At 65.0% G+C, this 20,537-nt stretch carries 23 protein-coding genes and 1 other annotated feature; of the genes, 14 read left to right on the top strand and 9 right to left on the bottom strand.

Features of this window, described 5'->3' with window-relative positions; genetic code table 11:
• Nucleotides 1-17: 17 nt before the first annotated feature.
• Nucleotides 18-275, top strand: coding sequence for a hypothetical protein (locus A2Z13_02410; protein OGP80473.1), 258 nt, complete (start codon nt 18-20; stop codon nt 273-275).
• Here A2Z13_02410 and A2Z13_02405 read toward each other — a convergent pair.
• Genes A2Z13_02405 through A2Z13_02380 form a run of 6 tightly spaced genes read right to left on the bottom strand, consistent with a single transcriptional unit; the run spans nt 248 to nt 5,400 of the window.
• On the bottom strand, nt 248-1,054 hold the full coding sequence (locus A2Z13_02405) for a hypothetical protein (protein OGP80472.1): 807 nt from the start codon (nt 1,052-1,054) through the stop codon (nt 248-250). The two genes, A2Z13_02410 and A2Z13_02405, sit on opposite strands and share 28 nt — an antisense overlap.
• 4 nt (nt 1,055-1,058) lie before the next feature.
• Nucleotides 1,059-2,348: a phosphomethylpyrimidine synthase gene (locus A2Z13_02400; GenBank protein ID OGP80471.1), complete on the bottom strand. Its 1,290-nt coding sequence runs from the start codon at nt 2,346-2,348 to the stop codon at nt 1,059-1,061.
• Nucleotides 2,345-3,007 carry a thiamine-phosphate diphosphorylase gene (locus A2Z13_02395; GenBank protein ID OGP80470.1) on the bottom strand — a complete coding sequence of 221 codons (663 nt, stop codon included), beginning with the start codon at nt 3,005-3,007 and terminating at the stop codon, nt 2,345-2,347. Before A2Z13_02395 ends, A2Z13_02400 begins: the two co-directional genes overlap by 4 nt.
• Nucleotides 3,008-3,018: 11 nt before the next feature.
• The gene (locus A2Z13_02390) at nt 3,019-3,789 is read right to left on the bottom strand and encodes a thiazole synthase (protein OGP80469.1); all 771 of its coding nucleotides are present in this window, start codon (nt 3,787-3,789) and stop codon (nt 3,019-3,021) included.
• Nucleotides 3,790-3,791: 2 nt separating this feature from the next.
• A complete protein-coding gene (locus tag A2Z13_02385) occupies nt 3,792-3,992 on the bottom strand; it encodes a thiamine biosynthesis protein ThiS (protein OGP80468.1) in 201 nt (66 codons plus the stop codon).
• Nucleotides 3,993-4,005: 13 nt separating this feature from the next.
• Nucleotides 4,006-5,400, bottom strand: a complete 1,395-nt coding sequence (locus tag A2Z13_02380) for a [FeFe] hydrogenase H-cluster radical SAM maturase HydG (protein ID OGP80482.1) — start codon at nt 5,398-5,400, stop codon at nt 4,006-4,008.
• 47 nt (nt 5,401-5,447) lie between these two features.
• Nucleotides 5,448-5,560, bottom strand: a binding site (TPP riboswitch).
• 133 nt (nt 5,561-5,693) lie between these two features.
• On the opposite strand from A2Z13_02380, the gene A2Z13_02375 reads away from it, so the two are divergent.
• From A2Z13_02375 to A2Z13_02325, 11 genes are all read left to right on the top strand, one after another.
• Nucleotides 5,694-6,812: an alanine racemase gene (locus tag A2Z13_02375; GenBank protein ID OGP80481.1), complete on the top strand. Its 1,119-nt coding sequence runs from the start codon at nt 5,694-5,696 to the stop codon at nt 6,810-6,812.
• A 61-nt stretch (nt 6,813-6,873) separates the two neighbouring features.
• Nucleotides 6,874-7,602 carry an ABC transporter permease gene (locus A2Z13_02370; protein OGP80480.1) on the top strand — a complete coding sequence of 243 codons (729 nt, stop codon included), beginning with the start codon at nt 6,874-6,876 and terminating at the stop codon, nt 7,600-7,602.
• Nucleotides 7,603-7,615: 13 nt separating this feature from the next.
• Nucleotides 7,616-8,428, top strand: a complete 813-nt coding sequence (locus A2Z13_02365) for an ABC transporter ATP-binding protein (protein ID OGP80467.1) — start codon at nt 7,616-7,618, stop codon at nt 8,426-8,428.
• A complete protein-coding gene (locus A2Z13_02360; GenBank protein OGP80466.1) occupies nt 8,428-9,870 on the top strand; it encodes a hypothetical protein in 1,443 nt (480 codons plus the stop codon). Before A2Z13_02365 ends, A2Z13_02360 begins: the two co-directional genes overlap by 1 nt.
• Before the next feature lie 48 nt (nt 9,871-9,918).
• Complete coding sequence (locus A2Z13_02355) at nt 9,919-11,481, top strand: bifunctional phosphoribosylaminoimidazolecarboxamide formyltransferase/IMP cyclohydrolase (GenBank protein OGP80465.1); 1,563 nt, start codon at nt 9,919-9,921, stop codon at nt 11,479-11,481.
• A gap of 74 nt (nt 11,482-11,555) precedes the next feature.
• Nucleotides 11,556-12,836: a phosphoribosylamine--glycine ligase gene (locus A2Z13_02350; protein OGP80479.1), complete on the top strand. Its 1,281-nt coding sequence runs from the start codon at nt 11,556-11,558 to the stop codon at nt 12,834-12,836.
• 5 nt (nt 12,837-12,841) lie between these two features.
• Nucleotides 12,842-13,330, top strand: coding sequence for a 5-(carboxyamino)imidazole ribonucleotide mutase (locus A2Z13_02345; protein ID OGP80464.1), 489 nt, complete (start codon nt 12,842-12,844; stop codon nt 13,328-13,330).
• Entirely contained in the window at nt 13,327-14,193 is an 867-nt protein-coding gene (locus A2Z13_02340) for a hypothetical protein (protein ID OGP80463.1), read from the top strand. The genes A2Z13_02345 and A2Z13_02340 overlap by 4 nt, the downstream gene beginning before the upstream one ends.
• Nucleotides 14,190-14,858: a threonylcarbamoyl-AMP synthase gene (locus A2Z13_02335; GenBank protein ID OGP80462.1), complete on the top strand. Its 669-nt coding sequence runs from the start codon at nt 14,190-14,192 to the stop codon at nt 14,856-14,858. The genes A2Z13_02340 and A2Z13_02335 overlap by 4 nt, the downstream gene beginning before the upstream one ends.
• A 4-nt stretch (nt 14,859-14,862) precedes the next feature.
• Nucleotides 14,863-16,185, top strand: a complete 1,323-nt coding sequence (locus A2Z13_02330; protein ID OGP80461.1) for a hypothetical protein — start codon at nt 14,863-14,865, stop codon at nt 16,183-16,185.
• Nucleotides 16,186-16,338: 153 nt separating this feature from the next.
• On the top strand, nt 16,339-17,037 hold the full coding sequence (locus A2Z13_02325; GenBank protein ID OGP80460.1) for a hypothetical protein: 699 nt from the start codon (nt 16,339-16,341) through the stop codon (nt 17,035-17,037).
• On the opposite strand, the gene A2Z13_02320 is transcribed toward A2Z13_02325, so the two are convergent.
• From A2Z13_02320 to A2Z13_02310, 3 genes are all read right to left on the bottom strand, one after another.
• The gene (locus tag A2Z13_02320; GenBank protein OGP80478.1) at nt 17,024-17,422 is read right to left on the bottom strand and encodes a peptide-methionine (R)-S-oxide reductase; all 399 of its coding nucleotides are present in this window, start codon (nt 17,420-17,422) and stop codon (nt 17,024-17,026) included. The genes A2Z13_02325 and A2Z13_02320 overlap by 14 nt on opposite strands.
• 258 nt (nt 17,423-17,680) lie before the next feature.
• Complete coding sequence (locus A2Z13_02315; protein OGP80459.1) at nt 17,681-18,127, bottom strand: hypothetical protein; 447 nt, start codon at nt 18,125-18,127, stop codon at nt 17,681-17,683.
• A complete protein-coding gene (locus A2Z13_02310) occupies nt 18,124-18,363 on the bottom strand; it encodes a hypothetical protein (GenBank protein ID OGP80477.1) in 240 nt (79 codons plus the stop codon). The genes A2Z13_02315 and A2Z13_02310 overlap by 4 nt, the downstream gene beginning before the upstream one ends.
• Before the next feature lie 103 nt (nt 18,364-18,466).
• On the opposite strand from A2Z13_02310, the gene A2Z13_02305 reads away from it, so the two are divergent.
• Complete coding sequence (locus A2Z13_02305) at nt 18,467-18,733, top strand: hypothetical protein (protein OGP80458.1); 267 nt, start codon at nt 18,467-18,469, stop codon at nt 18,731-18,733.
• Nucleotides 18,734-18,967: 234 nt separating this feature from the next.
• Nucleotides 18,968-20,536, top strand: a complete 1,569-nt coding sequence (locus A2Z13_02300) for a hypothetical protein (GenBank protein ID OGP80457.1) — start codon at nt 18,968-18,970, stop codon at nt 20,534-20,536.
• Nucleotide 20,537: the final 1 nt, after the last annotated feature.

The following is a 20,537-nucleotide window of genomic DNA, read 5'->3' as shown; positions in this document are numbered from 1 at the left end:
CGGGAGCCGCAAAGGGCATGTTCCTCTCCGTCCTGCTGGTGTTTTTCCTTGCCCTCCTGCTGCCGCGCGATGCATCGCTTCTGAAAGGGTCGAAGTTCTCCCCGCGCCTAATGGTTGCGGCCCGCTGGATGGAAGGTGCCTTTCCCGAACGAATCCGCGAGTCGTTCCGCGAGAAGATGCGCGCCGCGGAGCTACACCCGGGGGGGGAGAAGAGCGGCGGGAGCGAGGGGGAGGTCGTCCCCGGTTCTCAGCCGAAAAAACGGTCCAGAAAATAGCTCCTCAGGCAAAGCGCCAGGTTCGCGCCGATGTCGCGCTTGGAGTTCGTGAGGAAGAGGCGGCCGTTCCATTCGAACGTCTCTTTCTCCACGCGTGTCATCTCTGCGTCCTTCACCCCTCCTTCCCGGAGCGCCTCCGACAGCAGGGGAACCAGTTTGTCCTTCATCCGGAGGTGCGTGTCCACGAGCAGGATCGCGATGTCCGGCGAAAGCTTCCGGACGCGCTGGACAAACGCGCGCATCTCCTTTTGCTCGATGTGCTTGGGTGGGGACGTCTTCGTCTCGAGGTAGAGGAGTTTTCCCGAGAGGAGCGCCAGGATGTCAAAGTCTCCTCCGCAGGAAAGACCGGGGATCGTCACCCCCCACAGCACGTCGGCGTGGAACTGCCGGTGAAGGATCTCCGCCACGAACCATTCGAAGGTGTCGCCGAAGTCGGTCACCGCCTCGGCCAGGAGCCGGATGGTTCCGGCGGGGCCCTGCCGGATGAGGGCCAGCCGCTCCACCTGGCCGGCCATCTCCTCGACGGATTCGGGAGAGAAAAAGGGGCCGAGCCGCTCGGGCAGGTAGCGGTTCCGCAGCGCCAGAAGGTCGCGCAGGAAGAGGCGGAAAGCGTACGAGTGGAGAAGGCGGTAGAAATCCCCCCGTTTTTTTGCGGACGAAAGGTAGGGGAGGAAGGTCCGCTCCTCGACGCAACATTCGGTGATCGAGAGGCCCCGCTGCGAAAGAGCGCACGCTACAGGGGTGGGATCGGTGCCGCAGGCCCCCCCTTTCCCCCTCACGACACTAGCCGCGCCGGATGGCCTTCTGCGAGGTCTTGATGGCGCAGAGGTCCGCGCACATCGTGCAGACCGCCTCGTCGACCGTCGGCAGGCTCCCGCCCCGCATCGCCCGGGCGGTTTCCGGGTCGATGGACAGCTCGATCTGAGCCTTCCAGTCGAGTTTGCGCCGGGCGTCCGCCATCCGGTTGTCCCGGTCGATCGCCCCCGGAATCCCCCTGGCGATGTCGGCGGCGTGCGCGGCGATGCGCGAAGCGATCACGCCGGTCTTGACGTCCTCGACCGTCGGGAGGCGCAGGTGCTCGGAAGGGGTGACGTAGCACAGGAAGTCCGCACCGCTCCAGGCGGCGATCGCCCCTCCGATGGCCGAGGTGATGTGGTCGTACCCCGGCGCGATATCGGTCACCAGCGGACCCAGCACATAGAAGGGCGCCCCGTGGCAGAGGCGCTTCTGCATTTGTACGTTGGCGGCGATCTGGTGAAGCGGCACGTGGCCCGGACCCTCGATCATCACCTGCACGTCCCGCTCCCAGGCGCGCTCCGTCAGCTCTCCGAGCGTCATCAGCTCGTGCACCTGCGCGCGGTCGGTGGCGTCGGCCAGGCATCCGGGGCGCAGCCCGTCCCCGAGGGAGAGGGTGATGTCGTATTCCCTGCAGATCTCGAGCAGGCGGTCGTACTGCTCGAAGAACGGGTTCTCGCGGCCGTTGTGCTCCATCCATTCGGCCAGCAGCGATCCGCCGCGGCTCACGATGTCCAGCCGGCGGCCTTCCCGGACGAGCCGCGCCAGCGCCTCCCGCGTGACGCCGCAGTGGACGGTCATGAAATCGACGCCGTCCTCGGCCTGCTTGAGGATCCCGTCGAAGAAGTCGTCGGCGGAGAGCTCGACCCAGGATTTCCTGCGGGAAGCGGCCTCCACCGCGGCCTGGTAGATGGGGACGGTCCCCACTGGGACGGGGCATTCGGCGAGGATGGCCCGCCGGATCTTATCGATGGGTCCCCCTGTGGAGAGGTCCATCACGGCGTCGGCGCCCGCCGCGACGGCGACCCGGGTCTTTTCGAGCTCGACATCGATGTCCGTGCGGTCGCGGGAGGTCCCAACGTTGGCGTTGATCTTGACGCGCAGCCCCTCGCCGATGGCGACGGGACGGATTTCGCGGCGCTTGCGGTTTCTGGGGACCACGGCTCGCCCTCCGGCGACCAGTTCCCGGAGTTTCTCCGGAGAGACTCCTTCCTCCGCGGCCGCCTTCGCGATTTCCTCCGGGAGCTTCCCCGTTCTCGCGCGATGCAATAACGTCATGGCGCACCTTCCCTTTCTGCTTTTACGCGGCCCGGGCCTGGCGCAAAGTACTCCGTGAGGGCGGCCGCCGCCGCGCGCGGGTCCGCCGCCGCGACGATCCCCGAAATCAGCGCGATCCCGAAACTTCCCGCCCGCATGACCTCCTCCAGGTTCCCCGGCCCGACTCCCCCGAGGGCGAAGACCGGGATGCCTGCCGTCCGGCACGCCGAGGCGAGCGCGGGAATCCCCACCGGCGGGCCGAAAGGACGCTTGGAAGGCGTGGGATAGACCGGCCCGAACGTGACGAAATCGGCTCCCCCCATCTCGGCTTCCCGCAGTTCCTCCGCGTTGTGCGCGGAGCACCCGATGACGGCCTGCGGGCCGAGGAAGCGTCTGGCCTCGCGCGGCGGGATGGAGAGAACCCCCAGATGGACGCCGTCCGCGCCGACACCCATGGCCACGTCCGCGCGGTCGTTGATCAGAAGCCTTGCTCCGTATCCCTCCGTAAGCTTGCGCATCCGCTCCGCCAGGCGAAACAGCTCCCTCCCCGAAAGATCCTTTTCCCGCAGCTGGACGGCGCGGACGCCGCCGTCCAGGGCCCTTTCCACGGTTTCCAGGATCTCCCCTCCGGGGCAAAGCTTCCGGTCGGTGAGGAGGTAGACCCGGAAGTCGATCTTCATCCGCCTCCCTTTCAGAAAAAGGTTCCGTCGATCGGGGAGGAGGCCGTGGCGTAGAGCTTCCTCGGGATCCGGCCCGCCAGGAACGCCTTGCGTCCTGCCGAAACCGCCTCCCGCATTGCCTCGGCCATCCCCACGGGGTCCTTCGCCCCCGCGATTCCCGTGTTCATCAGGACCCCGTCGCACCCGAGTTCCATCGCCACGGCCGCGTCGGAGGCGGTCCCCACGCCCGCGTCGACGATCACCGGCACCTTCACGGTCTCGAGGATGATCCGGATGTTGTACGGGTTCCGGATTCCCAGCCCGGAGCCGATGGGGGCAGCCAGCGGCATGACCGCTGCGCAGCCCGCGTCCTCGAGCTTCTTCGCCATGACGGGGTCGTCGTTGGTGTAGGGGAGAATGATGAACCCTTCCTTGACAAGCGTCCGGGCCGCAGCAAGCAGCCCTTCCGTGTCGGGGAAGAGGGTCTTCTCGTCGCCGATCACCTCGAGCTTCACCAGGTTCGACATCCCCGCCTCCCGCGCGAGGAGGCAGGTGCGGACCGCGTCGTCCGCCGTGTAGCAGGCTGCCGTATTCGGCAGGAGGGTGTATTTTTTCGGGTCGATGTGGTCGAGGAGCGACTCCTTGCTCCGGTCCAGGTTGACCCTTCGCACGGCCACCGTGACGATCTCGGCCCCCGAAGCCTCGAGCGCCTTGACCATCGTCGGGTAGTCCGGGTATTTCCCCGTCCCTACCAGCAGACGGGACCGGAACGTCTTTCCCGAGATCGTTAGCGGCGTGTCCATCGTTACCCTCCTCCCACGAAAGTGACGATCTCGATCCGGTCTCCATTGGAAAGCCCCATGTCCGCGTAATCGGTCTTCCGGACGATGGCCCGGTTCCGCTCCACGGCGACCCGGGATTCCGGCAGATCGAGTTCGCGCAACAACGATCGGACGGTCGCACCCTCTGCGACTGCGCGGAGCTCCCCGTTGACGACGATTTCCAATGCCTCCCGCCCTTCAGAAGAAGAGATCCCTGTCGCCCTCGAGCACGCGCGCGATCTTGCGATCGAACTCCGGCAAGAGCGGGGACCCTTCCAGTTCCTTCCTGCCGTCTCGCACGGCGGCGATGCACTCCTCCCGCAACGCGTTGTCCTCCGTGGCGATTGCGAATTCGGCCAGCGTGAGCAGCGCGTTGGGCATGCAGAAATCGCGGATGTGACCGTCCACCGCCATCTCCGTGAAGGTGTTCCCCGTGCGGTGCCGCCGGTAACAACTGGTGCACAGGGAGGGGAGATACCCTCTGGCGAGCACCCTCCGGACGATTTCCTCAAGCGGCCGGGTGTCGTCCACCTCGAACTGCTCGGCCTCGTGCCTGCGCAGGCCTTCCGCGTATCCCCCGGGATTGGTCTTGGATCCGGCGCTGATCTGGGACGCCCCGATGTCCAGAACCCGCTCCCGGATCGCGGCGGGCTCGCGGGTCGTGACCACCACGCCGGCGGAGGGAACCGATAGCCGGTAGACGATGACGATCCTCTCGAACTCCGCGTCGGACACCGGGCAGGGCGCGGACGGGAGCGGGGAGCCGAACGCCCTCCTGAAGCGCGGCACGGAAATCGTGTGCGGGAAGGTCCCGAACGAATCGAAAAGGTGCTCGGCATGCCGAAGAACCGAGAGGACATCGAACCGGTAATCGTACAGGCCCAAGAGCGCCCCGATCCCGACGTCGCCGAAGCCCGCCGGAATCGCTCGGTCCATGCACGTCAGCCGCCAGGCATAGTCGGCTTTCGCTCCGGACGGGTGCATCGCCGCGTAGGTCTCCGGGTGGTATGTTTCCTGGAACACCTGGTAAACGCCCGCGCCGGCTTCTTTCAGCATCCGGAGGTCATCGACCGGCATGGGAGCGGCGTTCACATGGAGGATGCGCATCCCCGTCTCGCGGTAAATCGCCCGCAGGACGTCGGCGATGTATCCCGGCCGGGTCCGGAGGGGATGCTCCCCGGTCACCAGCAGCAGCCGGTGGTACCCTTTCTTCTCGAGGAAGCGTGCTTCGGCAACCGCCGCTTCCGGGGAGAGCGTGATCCGCCGGGCTTCCCGGTTTCCCTTTCGGAAGCCGCAGTAGAGGCAGTTGTTGCCGCACTCGTTGGACAGGTAGAGGGGGGCGAAGAGGACGATCCGGCGCCCGAACACCTCCTCGCGAACCGCCCGGGCCATGTTGGCGGCCGTCTCCCACACCATGGGGTCGCCGGTCAAAAGGAGCCGCGCCGCCTCGAAGGGGAGCAGCCTGCGCCGCGGGGAGAGGGACAAAAGGAGCGAAAACGCCTCCTTCCGTGCGAACGGTCTAGCCGCGGCGAGCATCCGGAAGATCTCCCCCGACGATACGGGGAGGGTGGTTTGCTGCTTTTGCGGAAGCATGGACGAGAGAACCTCCAAAAAGGAAAAACCGCACCCCAAAAGGTACGGTTCGTGAAAGGCCACGCTCCCTGCGCCGGTATTACCCGGATCAGGTTCGACGGGTTGCCCTGGGCGGAAACCCTCCCCGGGCTCTCAGCGAATAGCACCCCTGGCGGTTATGTTCGTATATGTTACGCTGCCGGCGGATTCGTTGTCAAACGATCGACGCGGAATGCCCCCGTTGCCTTTACTTGGGAGGGAGGGTGGGTTAAACTTTTTCAACATCGATCATTTTTCTCCCGGGCGAGGTGTTCCTGTTGGCAAGGCCGACGATGGCGGAAATCAGCCTTTCGGCGCTCCGGCATAATTACCGGACCTTGCGCTCCCTCCTTCCTCCGTCGACCTCCATCTTTGCCGTCGTGAAGGCGAACGCCTACGGCCACGGGGCGGTTCCCGTCTCCAGGACGCTCGTGGAGGAAGGCGTCAGGATGCTCGGCGTGGCCACCGTGGAGGAAGGGGTGGAGCTTCGCCAGGCGGGCATCCGCTGCCCGGTTGTCGTGCTGGGCGGGGTGGACGAGCTGCAGGCCGAGGAGGCCCACGCCAATGGCCTTTCCGCGGCCCTCTTCGATCCCGACCAGATTCCCTATATGGCCCGCGCCGCGGCCACCCGCGACAGGCCGTTCCCGGTCCACCTGAAGGTCGACACGGGGATGGGCCGGCTGGGCATTCTTCCGGAGAGCGCGACAATGATCATCGAGGCCGTGAGGTCGCGCAAGGAGCTGAGCGTCGAGGGCTGGATGACCCACCTCTCTTCCGCAGACGGGAAGGAACCGGCCGACCGGGAGTTCACCCTCGGCCAGCTCGCCGTTTTTTCCCGGGGGATCGCGGCGATGCGGGAAGCGTTCGGTGCCGGGGTCACGGTGCACGCCCTGAACAGCGCCGGCATCCTGTCCTTCCGCGAATACGCGTTCGACATGGTCCGACCCGGGATCACCCTGTACGGCAGCCTTCCGTCGGATGGGCTGGGCGCGGAGCTGGGCTTGCGGCCGGTGATGCGGCTGGTCACCAAGATTATCTCGATCAAGGAGCTGCCCCCGGGCCATCCCGTGAGTTATGGGAGGGGATATCGCCGGCCCGAGCGGCGGAAGATCGCGGTGGTGCCGCTGGGATACGCCGACGGCTATCGTCGTTCCTTCTCCGACGCCGCGTCCATGGGGGTGATGGGCCGCATGGCGCCGGTCGCCGGAAGAGTGTGCATGGATCACACGATGCTGGACGTGACCGACATCCCTGGCGTCTCGCGGGGGACGGACGTCGTGGTGATGGGCGAAGGAGCGGCCACGGCCGACGATCTGGCCCGTATCTCCGGGACCATTCCCTACGAGATCCTCACGCAGGTGGGTCGGCGGATTCCGAGGCGCGTCGTTGGCTGACCGGGTGAAACGCAACGGACTCTCCGTGGTCCTGGAGAAGTTCGGGACCCGGGTGTTCCGGATGGTCGAGGACTTGGGGAACGTCTTCGTCCTCTTCCTGCAGTGCCTCACCTGGCTGTTCCGTCCGCCGTCGGAAATACGGAACATCGTGAAGCAGATGGAGGAGGTGGGGATCCGGTCGATGCCGGTCGTCCTCGTGACGGCGACGTTCACCGGCATGGTCATTTCCCTCCAGAGCTGGTCGGGCTTCCAGCGATTTCAGGCGACCAGCCTTGTCGGGTCGGTGGTGGCCCTCTCCATCACGCGGGAGCTCGGACCGGTGTTCGCCGGGCTCATGGTCTCCGGGCGCGTCGGGGCGGCCATGGCGGCGGAGCTTGGGACGATGAAGGTCACGGAGCAGATCGACGCTCTTGTGACTCTGGCCACGAACCCCGTGAAGTACCTCGTGATCCCTCGCGTGGTCGCCTCCACGGTGGTCCTGCCGATCCTGGTCGTCTTCGCGGACCTCGTGGGGATCCTCGGCGGGTACTTCGTCGCCGTGTACCTTCTCGGCGCCAACCCGTATGTTTACGTCAACAAGACCTACCAGTACCTTGAGTTCAAGGACATCTATACCGGTCTTATCAAGGCCGCCGTCTTCGGCTTTCTGATCGCCCTCATCTCCTGCTACAACGGCTTCATCGCAGAGGGGGGCGCCGAGGGCGTGGGGCGGGCAACGACGCGGGCGGTGGTGGCCTCCTCGATGGTGGTGCTCATCTCGGACTACTTCATGACGTCGTTCATGTTCTAGCGGGAGGCGCCGGGTGCCGACGATCGAGATCCACGGGTTGTGCAAGCGGTTCGGGAAGAACGTCGTCCTCGACGGTCTCGACCTGACCGTGCCCCGGGGGAAGAATACGGTCGTCATCGGCGGCAGCGGCACGGGCAAGTCGGTGCTCATCAAGTGCGTGGTGGGGCTCCTGCGGGCGGACGCTGGGGAGATCCGGATCGACGGCGAGGACGTGACGAAGATGGACGAGCGCGAGCTGATCCGGGTCCGGATGAAATTCGGCATGCTGTTCCAGGGTTCGGCGCTGTTCGACTCGATGAACGTGGGGGACAACGTGGCGTTCGCCTTGCGACGGCTCCACCGGTATCCGGAGCACCAGATCCCGAACGTGGTGGAGGAGAAGCTCGCCCTGGTGGGGCTGCGCGACCTCCAGCACCTGATGCCCTCGGAACTGTCGGGCGGGATGAAGAAGCGGGTCGGTCTGGCCCGCGCCATCGCCTCGGAGCCCGAGATTCTCCTGTATGACGAGCCGACGACCGGCCTGGACCCCATCATGGCGGACGTCATCAACGACCTGGTCATCCGGCTGCGGGAGTCGCTCGGCGTGACCTCGATCTCCATCACGCACGACATGGCATCGGCCTACAAGATCGCGGATTTCATCGCCATGTTGTATAAAGGAAAGATCATCGAGGTGGGGACGCCGGACCAGATCCGGCAGACCGCCAACCCTGTGGTCTCCCAGTTCGTGGAAGGGCGCGCCCAGGGGCCCATCACGGCCGAGCACGAGGAGTTCGTCCGCTTTGTCCACCGGTCGGGCGAACCCCGGGGGCAGGAGGAGCATTGATGTCCAGAGAAGCGAAGGTGGGGATCTTCGTGGTGCTGGGGCTGGTGATCCTCACGTACTTCACGTTCCGCGTCAGCAAGTGGGGGGGGATCGCGGAAAAGGGGTACAAGCTCACCGTGGACTTCGAGACCGCAGCGGGGCTGGAGCCCAAGGCGAACGTGAAGATGGCGGGGGTCCCGGTGGGGAAGGTGGAGGAGATCCGGCTCGAGGGCAACCGGGCGAGACTCGTGCTGCGAATCGACAGGGACAAACACATCCCCGTCGACTCCATGGCGTCGATCCAGACCCAGGGGCTTCTCGGAGAGAAATACGTGGAGATCCTGCCGGGCAGGCAGACGGAGCAGATGCTCCCTCCGGGCGGCCGGATCGCCAATACCCAGCCGCCGCTGAACCTGGACGAAGTCATCCGGAAACTCTCCCTCATTGCCGACGACGTCAAGAGCTTCACCGCGACCCTCTCCGGCACGATCGGGACGGAGGAGGGAAAAAAGGCCCTGGCCCGGATCCTGGCCAACGTCGACCGGTTCTCCGGGGACCTCAAGGACATCTCCTCGGACAACAAGGAGAACCTGCGGGTCACCATCGCCAACCTGCGGGAGTTCTCCCAGACGCTCAAGGAGCAGACCCCCGGCCTTGCGAAGAAGCTCGAAGCGATGGGCGACCAGGTCAGCGGAGTGTTCGGCGAGAACCGGGAGAACATCCGGGAGAGCATCGCGAACCTGAAACTGGCCTCCGCCAAGCTGGACAACGTCCTCTCCTCCGCGGAGAAGGTGCTGGCCAAGATCGAGCGAGGGGAAGGGACCCTCGGGAAACTGGTGAACGACAACACCACCGTGGGCTCGCTCAACGACACCCTGGAAGGGATCAACCGGTATGTCCGGAAAACCGAATCCCTCAAAACGTTCCTGGACTACCGGCTCGAATACCAGACCGGCCCCTCCGAGTACAAGCACTTCGCGAACCTGCGGCTTCAGCCTTCCGCCGACAAATATTACCTCCTCGGGATCGTCGACGATCCTCGCGGGAAGCTCGACACCAGCGACACCACGTCGACCGTCAACGGGGTGACGACCCGGTCGCGCACGGAGTCCTTTACCAACAAGCTTACGTTGACCGCGCTCGTCGCGAAGCGGTTCTCCGGCTTGACGATCAAGGGGGGAGTCATGGAGTCGACGGGGGGGGTCGGCGCCGATTACGAGGTGTTCAAGGACCGACTCACCGTGGGTCTGGACGCCTTCGATTTCGGGGGGAGAACTGGGCGGCATCCGCATTTGAAAGCGTATGGCAACTATGATATCGTCAAAAACCTTTTCATCACCGGCGGGGTGGACGATATCCTCAACAGCGAGAACAACCTGAGGACGTTCTTCTTCGGATTCGGGATCAAATTCGCGGACGAGGACTTGAAGACCCTGCTGGGAGCCGTCCCGATCCGGCCGTAGCGGGCGTTCGATCACAATACGGGAAAAGACGCGAGAGGGAAGCGTACCATGGCGAGAATCCATCGGGCGATTTTGAGCGTGTCGGACAAAACGGGCGTGGTCGAGTTCGCGAAGGGAGTTTCGCGACTCGGCGTGGAGCTGTACGCCTCGGGGGGGACGGCGAAGCTGTTGAAGGAGAAGAAGATCCCGGTTCGACTCATCGAGGAATACACCGGCTTCCCGGAGATGCTCGACGGCCGTGTGAAGACGCTCAATCCGAAGATCCACGGGGGGATCCTCGCGCTCCGGGACAACCCCGCGCACCTGAAGACGATCGAAGCCCACGACATCGTTCCGATCGACATGGTGGTCGTCAACCTCTATCCCTTCGAGGCCACGATCGCGAAGCCGGGATGCACGCGCGGCGAAGCGATCGAGAACATCGACATCGGGGGGCCGTCGATGCTCCGCTCCGCGGCCAAGAACTGCCAGTACGTTGCGGTGGTCTGCGACCCGGCGGACTACCCGGACCTCCTGGCGAAGCTGAAGAAGGGGAACGGCAACCTGGACCCACAGACGCACACGGAGCTGGGTCGGAAGGCCTTCGCCCTCACTGCGGCCTACGACGCCGCGATCTCCAACTACCTGGGGCGCGGCGAGAACGGCCTCGACGAGTTCCCGGTGACCTTCACCGCCCAGTGGCTCCGGCGCCAGTCCCTCCGCTACGGGGAGAACCCGCACCAGACGGCCGCCTTCTACGCGGACCTCTCGCTCCCCCCGGAGCCGACGCTCGGCGGTGCGCGGCAGCTCCAGGGAAAGGAGCTCTCCTACAACAACATCGTGGATATCGACGCGGCCCTGCAGCTGGTCATGGAGTTCTCCGGGCCGGCGGCTGCCATCCTCAAGCATACCAACCCCTCCGGCGTGGGGATATCGAAACGAAGGCTGGTCGACGCCTTCAAGAAGGCGAGGGAGTGCGACCCCGTTTCCGCCTACGGCGGGGTGATCGGGTTCAACCGCCCGGTCGGATCCGAGACGGCCAGGGAAGTGGCGGCCACCTTCTTCGAAGCGGTCATCGCCCCCTCCTTCGACAAGGCGGCCCGGAAGATCCTCTCCGTCAAGGCGAACCTCCGGGTGCTGGAAACCGGGGGCGAGTTTCGCTGGTGCGCGGAGGCGGGCCACGAGATGAAGAAGGTGAGCGGCGGCCTCCTCCTGCAGAGCCGGGACCGGCACGTCCTCAATGACCAGGATCTCAAGGTCGTGACGAAGCGGGCGCCCACGGCCGACGAGCTCGAGGCCCTGCAGTTCGCCTGGAAGGTCTGCAAGCACGTCAAGTCCAACGCCATCGTGTACGCCCTGAAGGACCGGACGGTCGGCGTGGGAGCGGGCCAGATGAGCCGGGTGGACTCGGCAAGGATCGCGGGGATGAAGGCGCAGCGGCCGACGAAGGGTACGGTCGCGGCCTCCGACGCCTTCTTCCCCTTCCGGGACGGTCTCGACGTTGCCGCCTCCGCGGGCGCGACGGCGGCCATCCAGCCGGGCGGGTCGGTGCGCGACGGGGAAGTGATTGCCGCTGCCGATGAGCACGGGATGGCGATGGTGTTCACCGGGGTCCGGCACTTCCGGCATTAGCGGGCGGGGACACTCCTCGCGATATGAAGCACAAAACCGGGGATGTCCCCGATAAAAGGAGGGAATGAGTGGGCCTGAAAGTCCTGGTGGTGGGAAGCGGCGGGCGGGAGCACGCGCTGGTCTGGAAGATCGCCCAGAGCCCTCTGGTGGACAGGATCTACGCGGCGCCGGGAAACCCCGGGATGGCGAAACATGCCGAACTCGTACCGGTGGCCTCCGACGACCTCGAGAGGCTGCGGGAGTTCACGGTGGGGAACCGGATCGATCTGACCGTCGTGGGGCCCGAGGCCCCTCTGGTAGCAGGTCTCACCGACCTGCTGGCGAAGGAGGGGCTCCTGGTGTGCGGCCCGAGCCGTGCCGCCGCGCAACTGGAGGGCTCCAAGGTGTTCACGAAGAACATCATGGCCAGGTACGGGATCCCGACGGCCGCTTTCCGGGTGTTCGACGACTATGACGACGCAGAGCAGTTCGTGCTGACCCATCGCCTTCCCGTCGTGATCAAGGCGGACGGATTGGCGGCAGGCAAGGGCGTGGCGGTCGCCGGAACGTACGAGGAAGCGGTCACGTTTCTGCGGGACGTGATGGAAAAGCGGGTCTTCGGCACCGCCGGGGAGAGGGTCGTCGTGGAGGACTGCCTGACGGGCGAAGAGGCATCGTACATCGTCTTCACCGACGGCGAGAAGATCGTTCCTCTGCCCACGTCGCAGGACCACAAGCGGATCGGCGACGGCGACACGGGGCCCAACACGGGCGGGATGGGGGCGTACTCCCCGGCGCCGGTGGTGTCGCCCGAGGTGGAGAAGAAGGCCATGGAGAAAATCTTCAAACCGCTCCTCGCCGGCATGCGGGCCGAAGGGATGCCGTTCCGCGGGATCCTTTACGGAGGGCTCATGATCGAGCGAGGAGAGCCGAAGGTGCTCGAGTTCAACGTCCGGTTCGGCGATCCCGAGGCGCAGCCGCTCTTCATGCGCCTGAAAAGCGACCTCGTCCCTCTCCTCATCCAGTGCGCGCAGGGGAAGCTGACCGACGCAGGAATGGATATCGATCCCCGGCCTACCGTATGCATCGTGATGGCCTCCGCAGGTTACCCGGGAGCCTACAGGAAGGGATTCCCCATCTCCGGCATCGAGGAGGCGGAGAAGCTGGGCGGCGTTCAGGTGTTCCAGGCGGGAACGGCCTTTAAGGACGGCCTGCTGGTGAACAACGGCGGGCGCGTGCTGGGCGTCACTGCAGTCGACGATAATATCCGTACCGCCATCGAGCGGGGGTACCGCGCGGTGGAGAAGATCCAGTGGGAGGGGGCGTACTACCGGAGCGACATCGGGAAGAAGGCACTCCTGCGGGGCGGAGTATAAGCTTCATGGCCGGCAAAGTTCTCATCCTCATGGGCAGCAAGTCCGACGCGGAGGTGATGGGAGAAGTTTCCCACACCCTGTCCGCGCTCGGGGTCCCCTGCACGACGACCGTGGCGTCCGCCCACCGCTCTCCGGGGCGCACGCAGAAGCTGGCGCGGGAGGCGGAGGTGCAGGGATACTCCGTGATCATCGCCGGCGCGGGGGCCGCCGCTCATCTTGCGGGCGTCGTCGCGGCGGAGACGGTGCTGCCCGTCATCGGGGTCCCGCTGGCAAGCTCCCCCCTGTTGGGGCTGGACTCTCTCCTCTCCACCGCCCAGATGCCGGGAGGCGTGCCTGTCGCCACCATGGCGGTCGGCAAGGCCGGCGCCCAGAACGCGGCCTATCTCGCCGCGCAGATCCTTGCGTTGTCCGACCCGAAGCTCAAGAAACGCTTGAGGGACCGGCGGCGGAAGATGGCGGAAGGCGTCGCGGCGTCCGCCAAAGAGGTTCGATGATCTTCCTCTCCCCCGAATGCTTCCCCTGCTTCCTGCGGCAGGCGGACCTGGCGGCACGCGCGCACGGCGCCTCCGATGCGGAGCGGACGATGCTTGCCTCCCGGGTGTCCGCCATGCTGGCAGGGCTTTCCGATGGGGAAGTCCCCGCCGGGGTCGCCACGCGCCTCCAGGCGCTCGCGCGGGAAATGCTTCGGACCGATGACCCGTTCCGGCAGGTGAAGCGGCGGGAGCTGCAGCGGTTCGAGGCGGTGTCGAGGCGGGCCGAGGAGTTCGTCGCCGCCTCGCCCGACCCGCTTGCGGCGGCCGTATGGATCGCGGTGTTCGGCAACGTCATGGACTTCGGGATCATCGAGCGGGAGTGGATGGAGCGGGAGGTCGACGGCCTCTCCGGGAAGACCGCGCCGGCGGGGGTGCCCAGGGAGATCCTCGAGCGGATCCGCCGCGCGAAACGGATCGGTGTCCTGCTCGACAACGCCGGGGAGGCTGCGTTCGACGTGCCGCTCCTTGCGCGGCTCGGACGGGAGGAAGGGCGGGACGTCTGGATCGGGGTGAAGGGCGGCCCCGTCATCGACGACCTGACTGCGGCCGAGGCCATCGAGCTGGGTTTGTCCCGCTACGGCGAGATCCTCTCCAACGGGAACCAGGGCGTAGGGACCGACCTTGCTCTCTGTCCGCCGGAATTCCGCGCCCGTCTCTCGGTTTCCGACCTGGTCCTTTCCAAGGGACAAGCCAATTTCGAGACTCTCGTGGGACAGTTGCGCAACGCCGTCTTCCTTCTGCGGTGCAAGTGCCCCGTGGTATCCCGCGCCCTTGGGAAGAGGGAAGGTGACATCGTCATCCTCGACGGTGCATCCGCGACATGACCCGACTGGCGTGTTTCGACGCAGGCAACGTTGCTTTCTTTCCCCCCGGCGTAGTCGAATCGCTGCAGGCCGGAGGGATGGTCATCTTTCCGACCGACACGCTGTATGGCCTGGGGGTCGACCCGCGCTCGAAGGAGGGGCTCCGGAAACTCCTCGTCCTCAAGAGCCGCGAGGGAAGAAAGCCGATCCCTCTCCTTCTCGATCGCGCGGAGCGGGCTTCCGCCTGGGCGGAGCACGTTCCTCCCTCGGCCTTGCGTCTCATGGTAGCGTTCTGGCCGGGGGGCTTGACGATCGTGCTGCCGGCGTGGGCCGATGTGCCTCCGCAGATCACCGGCGGAAGCGGGACCGTGGGGCTCCGGGTGCCGAACCATCCCATCCCCCGGGCCCTGGCAAAGTCCCTGGGAGGGGCGATCACCGGGACGTCCGCCAACCGGGCGGGAAATCCGGGCGACTGGCGCACCGCCGAGGAGATCGTCCGCGAGTTCACCGGGGAAGTGGACTGGGTCCTGTGGGACGGGCGCTCTCCCGCGTCCGGTACGGCTGCCTCCGCGGTCCAGCGGTCCCCGGGCTCAACGGTCGTGCGCGCGAGCGAAGAGGACGTTGTCCTCCTGCGGGAAGGTGTGATCCCTTTCGGGGAGATCACCGACATTCTGAAAAAGGGGTGAAGCCATGGCGATCGTCGCTCCGTTTCGCGGGATCCACTACGACACGAAGAAGATCGGGGACCTCTCGAAGGTGGTCACACAGCCGTACGACGTGATCTCCCCGGAGGAGCAGAAGGCACTCCATCAGCGTCACCCCCGCAACATCGTCTGGGTGGATTTCGGCCTGGACCAGGCGGGGGACGGCCCGAAGGAGAACAAGTACACCCGAGCCGCCTCCCATTATCGCCAGTGGCTCTCCGAGGGGACGCTCGTGCAGGACTCCCGGCCCGCCTTCTACTACTACGAGCAGGAGTTCACCATCCCCGGCAAGGGGACCTTCGTCCGCAAGGGCTACCTGGGCGCGCTCCGCCTCTCCGCCTTCGGGGAGGGGGAGGTGCTTCCTCACGAAAAGACGCTCTCGAAGCCGAAGGAGGACCGGCTTGCCCTCATGCGAGTGACCGACGCGAACATGAGCCCCATCTTCGGGTTGTTTTCGGACCCGAAGGACGAGGTGCTGGCCGCCCTGCGCAAGGGGCTTTCCCCGACTCCCGATTTCGTGGCGAAGGACGACCTGGGGGTCCTGCACCGGGTGTGGACGGTGTCGGACCCTGCCGTCCAGAAGGCTGCGGCGAAGAAGATGGCGGACAAGAAGGTCTTCATCGCGGACGGCCATCACCGGTACGAGACCGCGCTGGCCTTCCGCGACGAAATGCGGAAGAGGCACGGGAGCCGCGAGAACGCCGCATACGAGCATGTCCTCATGTTCCTTTGCAATATGGACGACAAGGGGATCGTCATCCTTCCCACGCACCGGGGGGTCCACTCGCTTCCCGAATTTTCCGAGGAGGAGCTCGCAGCGAAGGTGCGTGCGGCGCTGCCCATGGAGAGCCGCAAGGGATCGCCGGAGGACGCCATCCGGGCTCTCGAGGCTGCGGGGAGGAAGGGGAAGGCAATTGCCTGGAGCGCGGGAGGAGGCCGGTTCCACCTGATCGCCTTCCCGGATCTTGCCCGCTTCTGCGGGGAGCGCCTTGCGAAGTTTCCCCCGGAGCTCCGCTCTCTGGACGTGGTGCTCCTGCACGGCTTCCTGCTGGAGCAGATGCTCGGCGTCACCCCTGAGGCTGTGACCGCTGGGCAGTGCGTCAAGTATTACAAGGATCCGGCCAAGGCGGTGTCGGACCTCTCGGGCGGCGCGATCCAGGCCGCGTTCTTTGTGAACCCGGTGACCGTCGAGGAGTTCCGGAGCGTGTCGCTCTCCGGCCACGTTCTGCCGCAGAAGTCCACGTTCTTCTTCCCGAAGATCCTGACGGGGTTTCTGATCTTCTCCACCCGCGGGGGTGAACGGGTCTAGGGACGGTCCTGGAGAGCGACTTGGCAGCACAACAAAGGAATCGCGGTCACACAGCCGGGGAGGATTGACCGAAAGAGGATGCCAGGACCGTCCCTGTTTTTTAACGAAGCGGAGTTGCGCGACGGCAGACCCGCTCGCATCGACTTTGCCCCGATGTCGATCCGGCAACCTGCACGGGGTTACCGGTTTTCCATCGAAGCGTTTCTTTTAGCCGATTTCGCCGCCGCCGTTTGCGGTCGCACGGTCCTCGACCTTGGGACCGGTTGCGGGATCGTCCTGCTCCTCCTGGCTCGGCTATGCCCCTCCATGCGCCACGGGGTCGGCGTGGAGATCCAACGCGATCTATGGGAGATTGCCCGGAGGAACATCGAAGAGAACGGGTTCGAAGGCGTGCTTGCCGCGGTACACGGTGATTTCCGGGAACCGCATCCGGAGCTTCCCCCGGGGGCGTTCGACCTCGTCGTCTCCAACCCGCCTTTCCGGCGGCTGGGGGAGGGCCGGAGAAACCCCGACCCCCAGAAGGAGATCGCGCGCCACGAGGCAAGGTGCAAGCTGGCCGACGTTTTCGGGGCCGCAGTCAGAACCCTGTCCGCGCAGGGTCGCTTTTCCATGATCGGTCGGCCGGAGCGTCTTGCCGAAATCCTCTCCTGCGCCTCCGCCGCGCTTATTTTCCCCGAGAGGCTCCGGTTCGTCCACCCGTACGCAGACCGTCCTGCCAACCTCGTCCTCTTTATAGGAAACCGCCGCAGGCCTCCGGAACTGTCGGTTCTCCCCCCCCTCACTGTCTACGCTTCGAGCGGGCGGTACCACCCGGAGATGGAAAGGATCTACCGCGGTCTCATCCCGCCTTGACGAACTTTAGAGAGGCGGAATTCATGCAGTAGCGCAGTCCCATCGGCTTCGGCCCGTCGGTGAACACGTGGCCGAGGTGGGCGTCGCACCGGCTGCAGAGCACCTCCGTCCGCTTCGTGAAGAAGCTGCTGTCATCCTCCGTCCGGACGTTCTCCTTGGCAACCGGGGCCCAGTAGCTTGGCCATCCCGTCCCGGAATCGTATTTGGTATCGGAGCTGAACAGGTCGTTTCCGCAGCAGATGCACTGGTAGATCCCCGTCTCCTTGGTGTCCCAGTACTGCCCCGAAAACGCCCTTTCGGTCCCTTTCTTCCGGGTGACGTGGAACTGTTCGGGGCTCAGCAGCTTCTTCCACTCGGCATCGGTCCGGATTACCTTCTCCGTCATGACGTACCCTTTCCGCTGGGCTGAATACAACTTGATCTGTGAGGAGCCGCCGCCCGTCCTCGTTCCTGCGGCCGGACTCTCCGAGGCCTGTATCGTGCCGTAGAGGGCTCCGGGATCCACGAGCGCGAGCCCGATCGCGAGGGCGCCGAGTTTCAGGAACTCGTCCCTTCGCAGATTCACGTCCAGTAAGCGCTTCATCGCTGATCCTCCTTCCACCTCCATTGAGATTCGGCTGGATCCGGTGACGTTTCCCGGAAGCTACGGTTTCCGGGAAGCAGCCTTGCGGGCAAGGGAGCGCAGGATTTTCCTTGTTTCCGGGTCGGCTACGGCGGCCACCCCTTCCGGTTCGTCGGCGGGGGAGGGAATTGCACCCTCATGCGGCGCTACCGGGTCCCCCGTCTCCGCTGCGGGGAGAGGCCCCACCACGAACCGGATGTCCTCGGCCTTTTCGTTCTCCAGGATGCGGTTGATCCGTTCGAGCAGGGCAGGTTTCCCCAACTGGAGTTCCTGCGCCCAGGCGTGGTTTTGGACCAGGACCGTGAGGACGCGGTTCTTCAGTCTTGCGGGGGACGTTTTCCCGGAGAGCAACGGGCCCACGATCTGCGGCCACGCCGAGGAGAGTCGGACCATCCACGTGACGGAGCAAAGTCCCTGGGCGGAAAGGACTTCTTCAAGTACATCCGATATCCTGGCTGCTTTTTTCACGTCCGCCTTTGGCGGATTCGCCGCATCCTGCCCCCCGCGATCTGGCCAATGAGGGCGCAAACGACAAACGGCGGGATGGCCCACGCGGACACTTGGTTGCTGATCCGCAGGTAGGCGATGACGGGCACGGAGAGATGGATGTAGACGAACCACATCAGGGAGAGTTTCCTCGTCCCTTCCCGGAGATACCCCAAGGGGAGGTTGACTGCCAGTGCCGCGACGCCGATCCACGCCATGAGGCTCAACTGGGGGGGAGTCCCGAAGAGGTTTCCGTCGAGCGTCATGGATTAACTATATAATAGATCGTCAATTCTGACAGCAGGTTCGGGAGGTTTCCTGTTGGGGCGTCCTTCCTCCCCGGAGATGATCCTGATCTTTCGGGGGACACACCAGGTTCTGTCGGCGGAGAAACATCTGAAAAGAGGAGGGGTAGCCATGCGGTTGATCCCCGTCCCCAGACGGCTTACCTCCGATTGCGGCCTTGCCATCCGGATCCCTCCCGGGGAGCTGGTTCGCGCCCGGAAGGTTCTCTCGGTGGCAAAACTTCTCCCGGTATCGGCCCACCTTTTGCGTGATCATGGAGAGTATGAGAATATTCCATTCTGAACCGCCGTTTTGCTGGACCTCCGGAAGGGGGGGATATTTACCTTGACAAACTGTAATTGGCCAATCAAAATAAATACTTATTTCAGGGCCGCCGGGGGTGGTGTGCGAAGGCGGAAGGATTGCCCCACTTTTTTAGTTGTGACGGTTTTTGTCACCCTGGTGACACTTTCTGACTCGGGTATCGCCGGTGAACCGGCGGTTCCCGCGGCGCCCCCGGTTATCGCAGCCGTATCCTTGCCGGTCCCGGCCCCGGAAGCGTTGCCCGGCCCCGCCTCTCTCCCTGTTACCACCGCCGTATCCCTGCAGGCCCCGGAGCCGGAAGCGCTTCCCGCCCAGCGGCAGGTTGAGCCGCTCGCCGTAAACTCCCAACTCCCACCCGAACCGGCTGCCGTCCTCTCGGCCCCTCCCGAAGAGAAGCAGCAGGACCGCGTGCTGTCGCAGGGGGAGGTGGACCTCCAGCTTTCGAAGGATCGTGTAGAGGAGCGGGAGGCGGATTCGTCGATGGGATTCTTCGTCAGTGCGCAGGAAGAAAGCAGGCACAAAGACACCGTTCTCTACACCGGCTTGATGGCCCGGATCGAGAAGTTCATCCGCTATTTCCAGAACGCCGGGCGAAGCAGGTTCGAGCTCTATCTGTCAAGGTCGGGCAAGTATTCGGAAATGATGCGGGAGATCCTCGCCGAGTACGGCCTTCCCGGGGATCTCATCTACCTTGCCCTCATCGAGAGCGGGTTTTCCCCGAAGGCATACTCGGTGGCGCGCGCCGCCGGGCCCTGGCAGTTCATCGCCGGTACCGGCCGCCGGTACGGCCTGCGGATCGACTGGTGGGCCGACGAGCGCAGGGACTACGAGAAATCGACCCACGCGGCAGCGTCCTACCTCAAGGATCTGTACGGGATGTTCGAGTCCTGGCCCCTCGCGACCGCGGCGTACAACGCGGGAGAAGGGAAGATCCAGAAGGCGGTAACCCGATACAGGTCCGAAGATTACGTCAAGCTGATCCGCCACCGGTACTTGAAGCAGGAGACGAAGGATTACGTCCCGAAGATGATCGCAGCCCTGACCATCGCCAAGGAGCCGGAGAGGTACGGCTTCGAGGGGGTGAAATACGAGGATCCTCTAGAATTCGACAAGGTGACCGTCCCCGGCGGGACGGACCTGCCGACGCTGGGACGGCACATCGGGGTTCCTTACGAATCCCTGCGGGAATGGAACCCGGAACTCCGCCGTTTCTGCACCCCGCCCAACCAGGAGAGCTACGAGATCCGGCTTCCCAAGGGGTACGGCAGGATCGCCGAGGAGCATATGGAGGAGATTTGGGCGAACGCCAGGGTCACCTTTCTGCTCCACACCGTGAAGAAAGGCGAGTCCCTGAAATCCCTCGCGGACAGCTACCAAACGTCGGTCCCCATCCTCCTGGAGTTGAACGGAATGAAACAGCCGAAGATCGGCCGCTCCGCTCGGCTGGTCATCCCGGTAACCGGCCTCTCCGAAGAGGAGGCCGTACCTGGGAAGGAGATGTCCGCCGAGCAGGTAGAGATGGCGCTCAAGCGGCTGGATGACGGAGCGCGGCGGACCCGGACGGTACGCGTGAAGAAGGGGGCCGGTGCAGCGCAAAAGTCCGTCGCTTCCGAGCGCGGCGGGAAGAAGGAGATCCGGCATGTCGTCCGTCGCGGAGACACCCTGTCGAAAATCTCGAAGGTGTACGGCGTCACCCCCGAACAGCTCTCCGAGCGGAACAACCTGAAGGAGGGACAGGCGCTGCCCCGGGGGCGCGTCCTGCGGATCCCCCTGGAGTCCTAAG

Source organism: Deltaproteobacteria bacterium RBG_16_64_85 (assembly GCA_001798885.1).
Classification (GTDB): Bacteria; Desulfobacterota; Deferrimicrobia; order Deferrimicrobiales; family Deferrimicrobiaceae; genus FEB-35.
Note: the sequence above shows the minus strand (reverse complement) of the source record. Positions and strands in the feature narration are given on the sequence as shown.

What these genes read in the sequence shown, in the direction of transcription:
- A2Z13_02370 (OGP80480.1), top strand. Translation starts at nt 6,874, where the DNA reads ATGGTCGAGGACTTGGGGAACGTCTTCGTCCTCTTCCTGCAGTGCCTC.
- A2Z13_02345 (OGP80464.1), top strand. Translation starts at nt 12,842, where the DNA reads ATGGCCGGCAAAGTTCTCATCCTCATGGGCAGCAAGTCCGACGCGGAG.
- A2Z13_02320 (OGP80478.1), bottom strand. Translation starts at nt 17,422, where the DNA reads ATGACGGAGAAGGTAATCCGGACCGATGCCGAGTGGAAGAAGCTGCTG.
- A2Z13_02360 (OGP80466.1), top strand. Translation starts at nt 8,428, where the DNA reads ATGTCCAGAGAAGCGAAGGTGGGGATCTTCGTGGTGCTGGGGCTGGTG.
- A2Z13_02340 (OGP80463.1), top strand. Translation starts at nt 13,327, where the DNA reads ATGATCTTCCTCTCCCCCGAATGCTTCCCCTGCTTCCTGCGGCAGGCG.
- A2Z13_02380 (OGP80482.1), bottom strand. Translation starts at nt 5,400, where the DNA reads ATGCTTCCGCAAAAGCAGCAAACCACCCTCCCCGTATCGTCGGGGGAG.
- A2Z13_02400 (OGP80471.1), bottom strand. Translation starts at nt 2,348, where the DNA reads ATGACGTTATTGCATCGCGCGAGAACGGGGAAGCTCCCGGAGGAAATC.
- A2Z13_02355 (OGP80465.1), top strand. Translation starts at nt 9,919, where the DNA reads ATGGCGAGAATCCATCGGGCGATTTTGAGCGTGTCGGACAAAACGGGC.
- A2Z13_02395 (OGP80470.1), bottom strand. Translation starts at nt 3,007, where the DNA reads ATGAAGATCGACTTCCGGGTCTACCTCCTCACCGACCGGAAGCTTTGC.
- A2Z13_02310 (OGP80477.1), bottom strand. Translation starts at nt 18,363, where the DNA reads ATGGCGTGGATCGGCGTCGCGGCACTGGCAGTCAACCTCCCCTTGGGG.
- A2Z13_02330 (OGP80461.1), top strand. Translation starts at nt 14,863, where the DNA reads ATGGCGATCGTCGCTCCGTTTCGCGGGATCCACTACGACACGAAGAAG.
- A2Z13_02390 (OGP80469.1), bottom strand. Translation starts at nt 3,789, where the DNA reads ATGGACACGCCGCTAACGATCTCGGGAAAGACGTTCCGGTCCCGTCTG.
- A2Z13_02410 (OGP80473.1), top strand. Translation starts at nt 18, where the DNA reads ATGTTCCTCTCCGTCCTGCTGGTGTTTTTCCTTGCCCTCCTGCTGCCG.
- A2Z13_02325 (OGP80460.1), top strand. Translation starts at nt 16,339, where the DNA reads ATGTCGATCCGGCAACCTGCACGGGGTTACCGGTTTTCCATCGAAGCG.
- A2Z13_02335 (OGP80462.1), top strand. Translation starts at nt 14,190, where the DNA reads ATGACCCGACTGGCGTGTTTCGACGCAGGCAACGTTGCTTTCTTTCCC.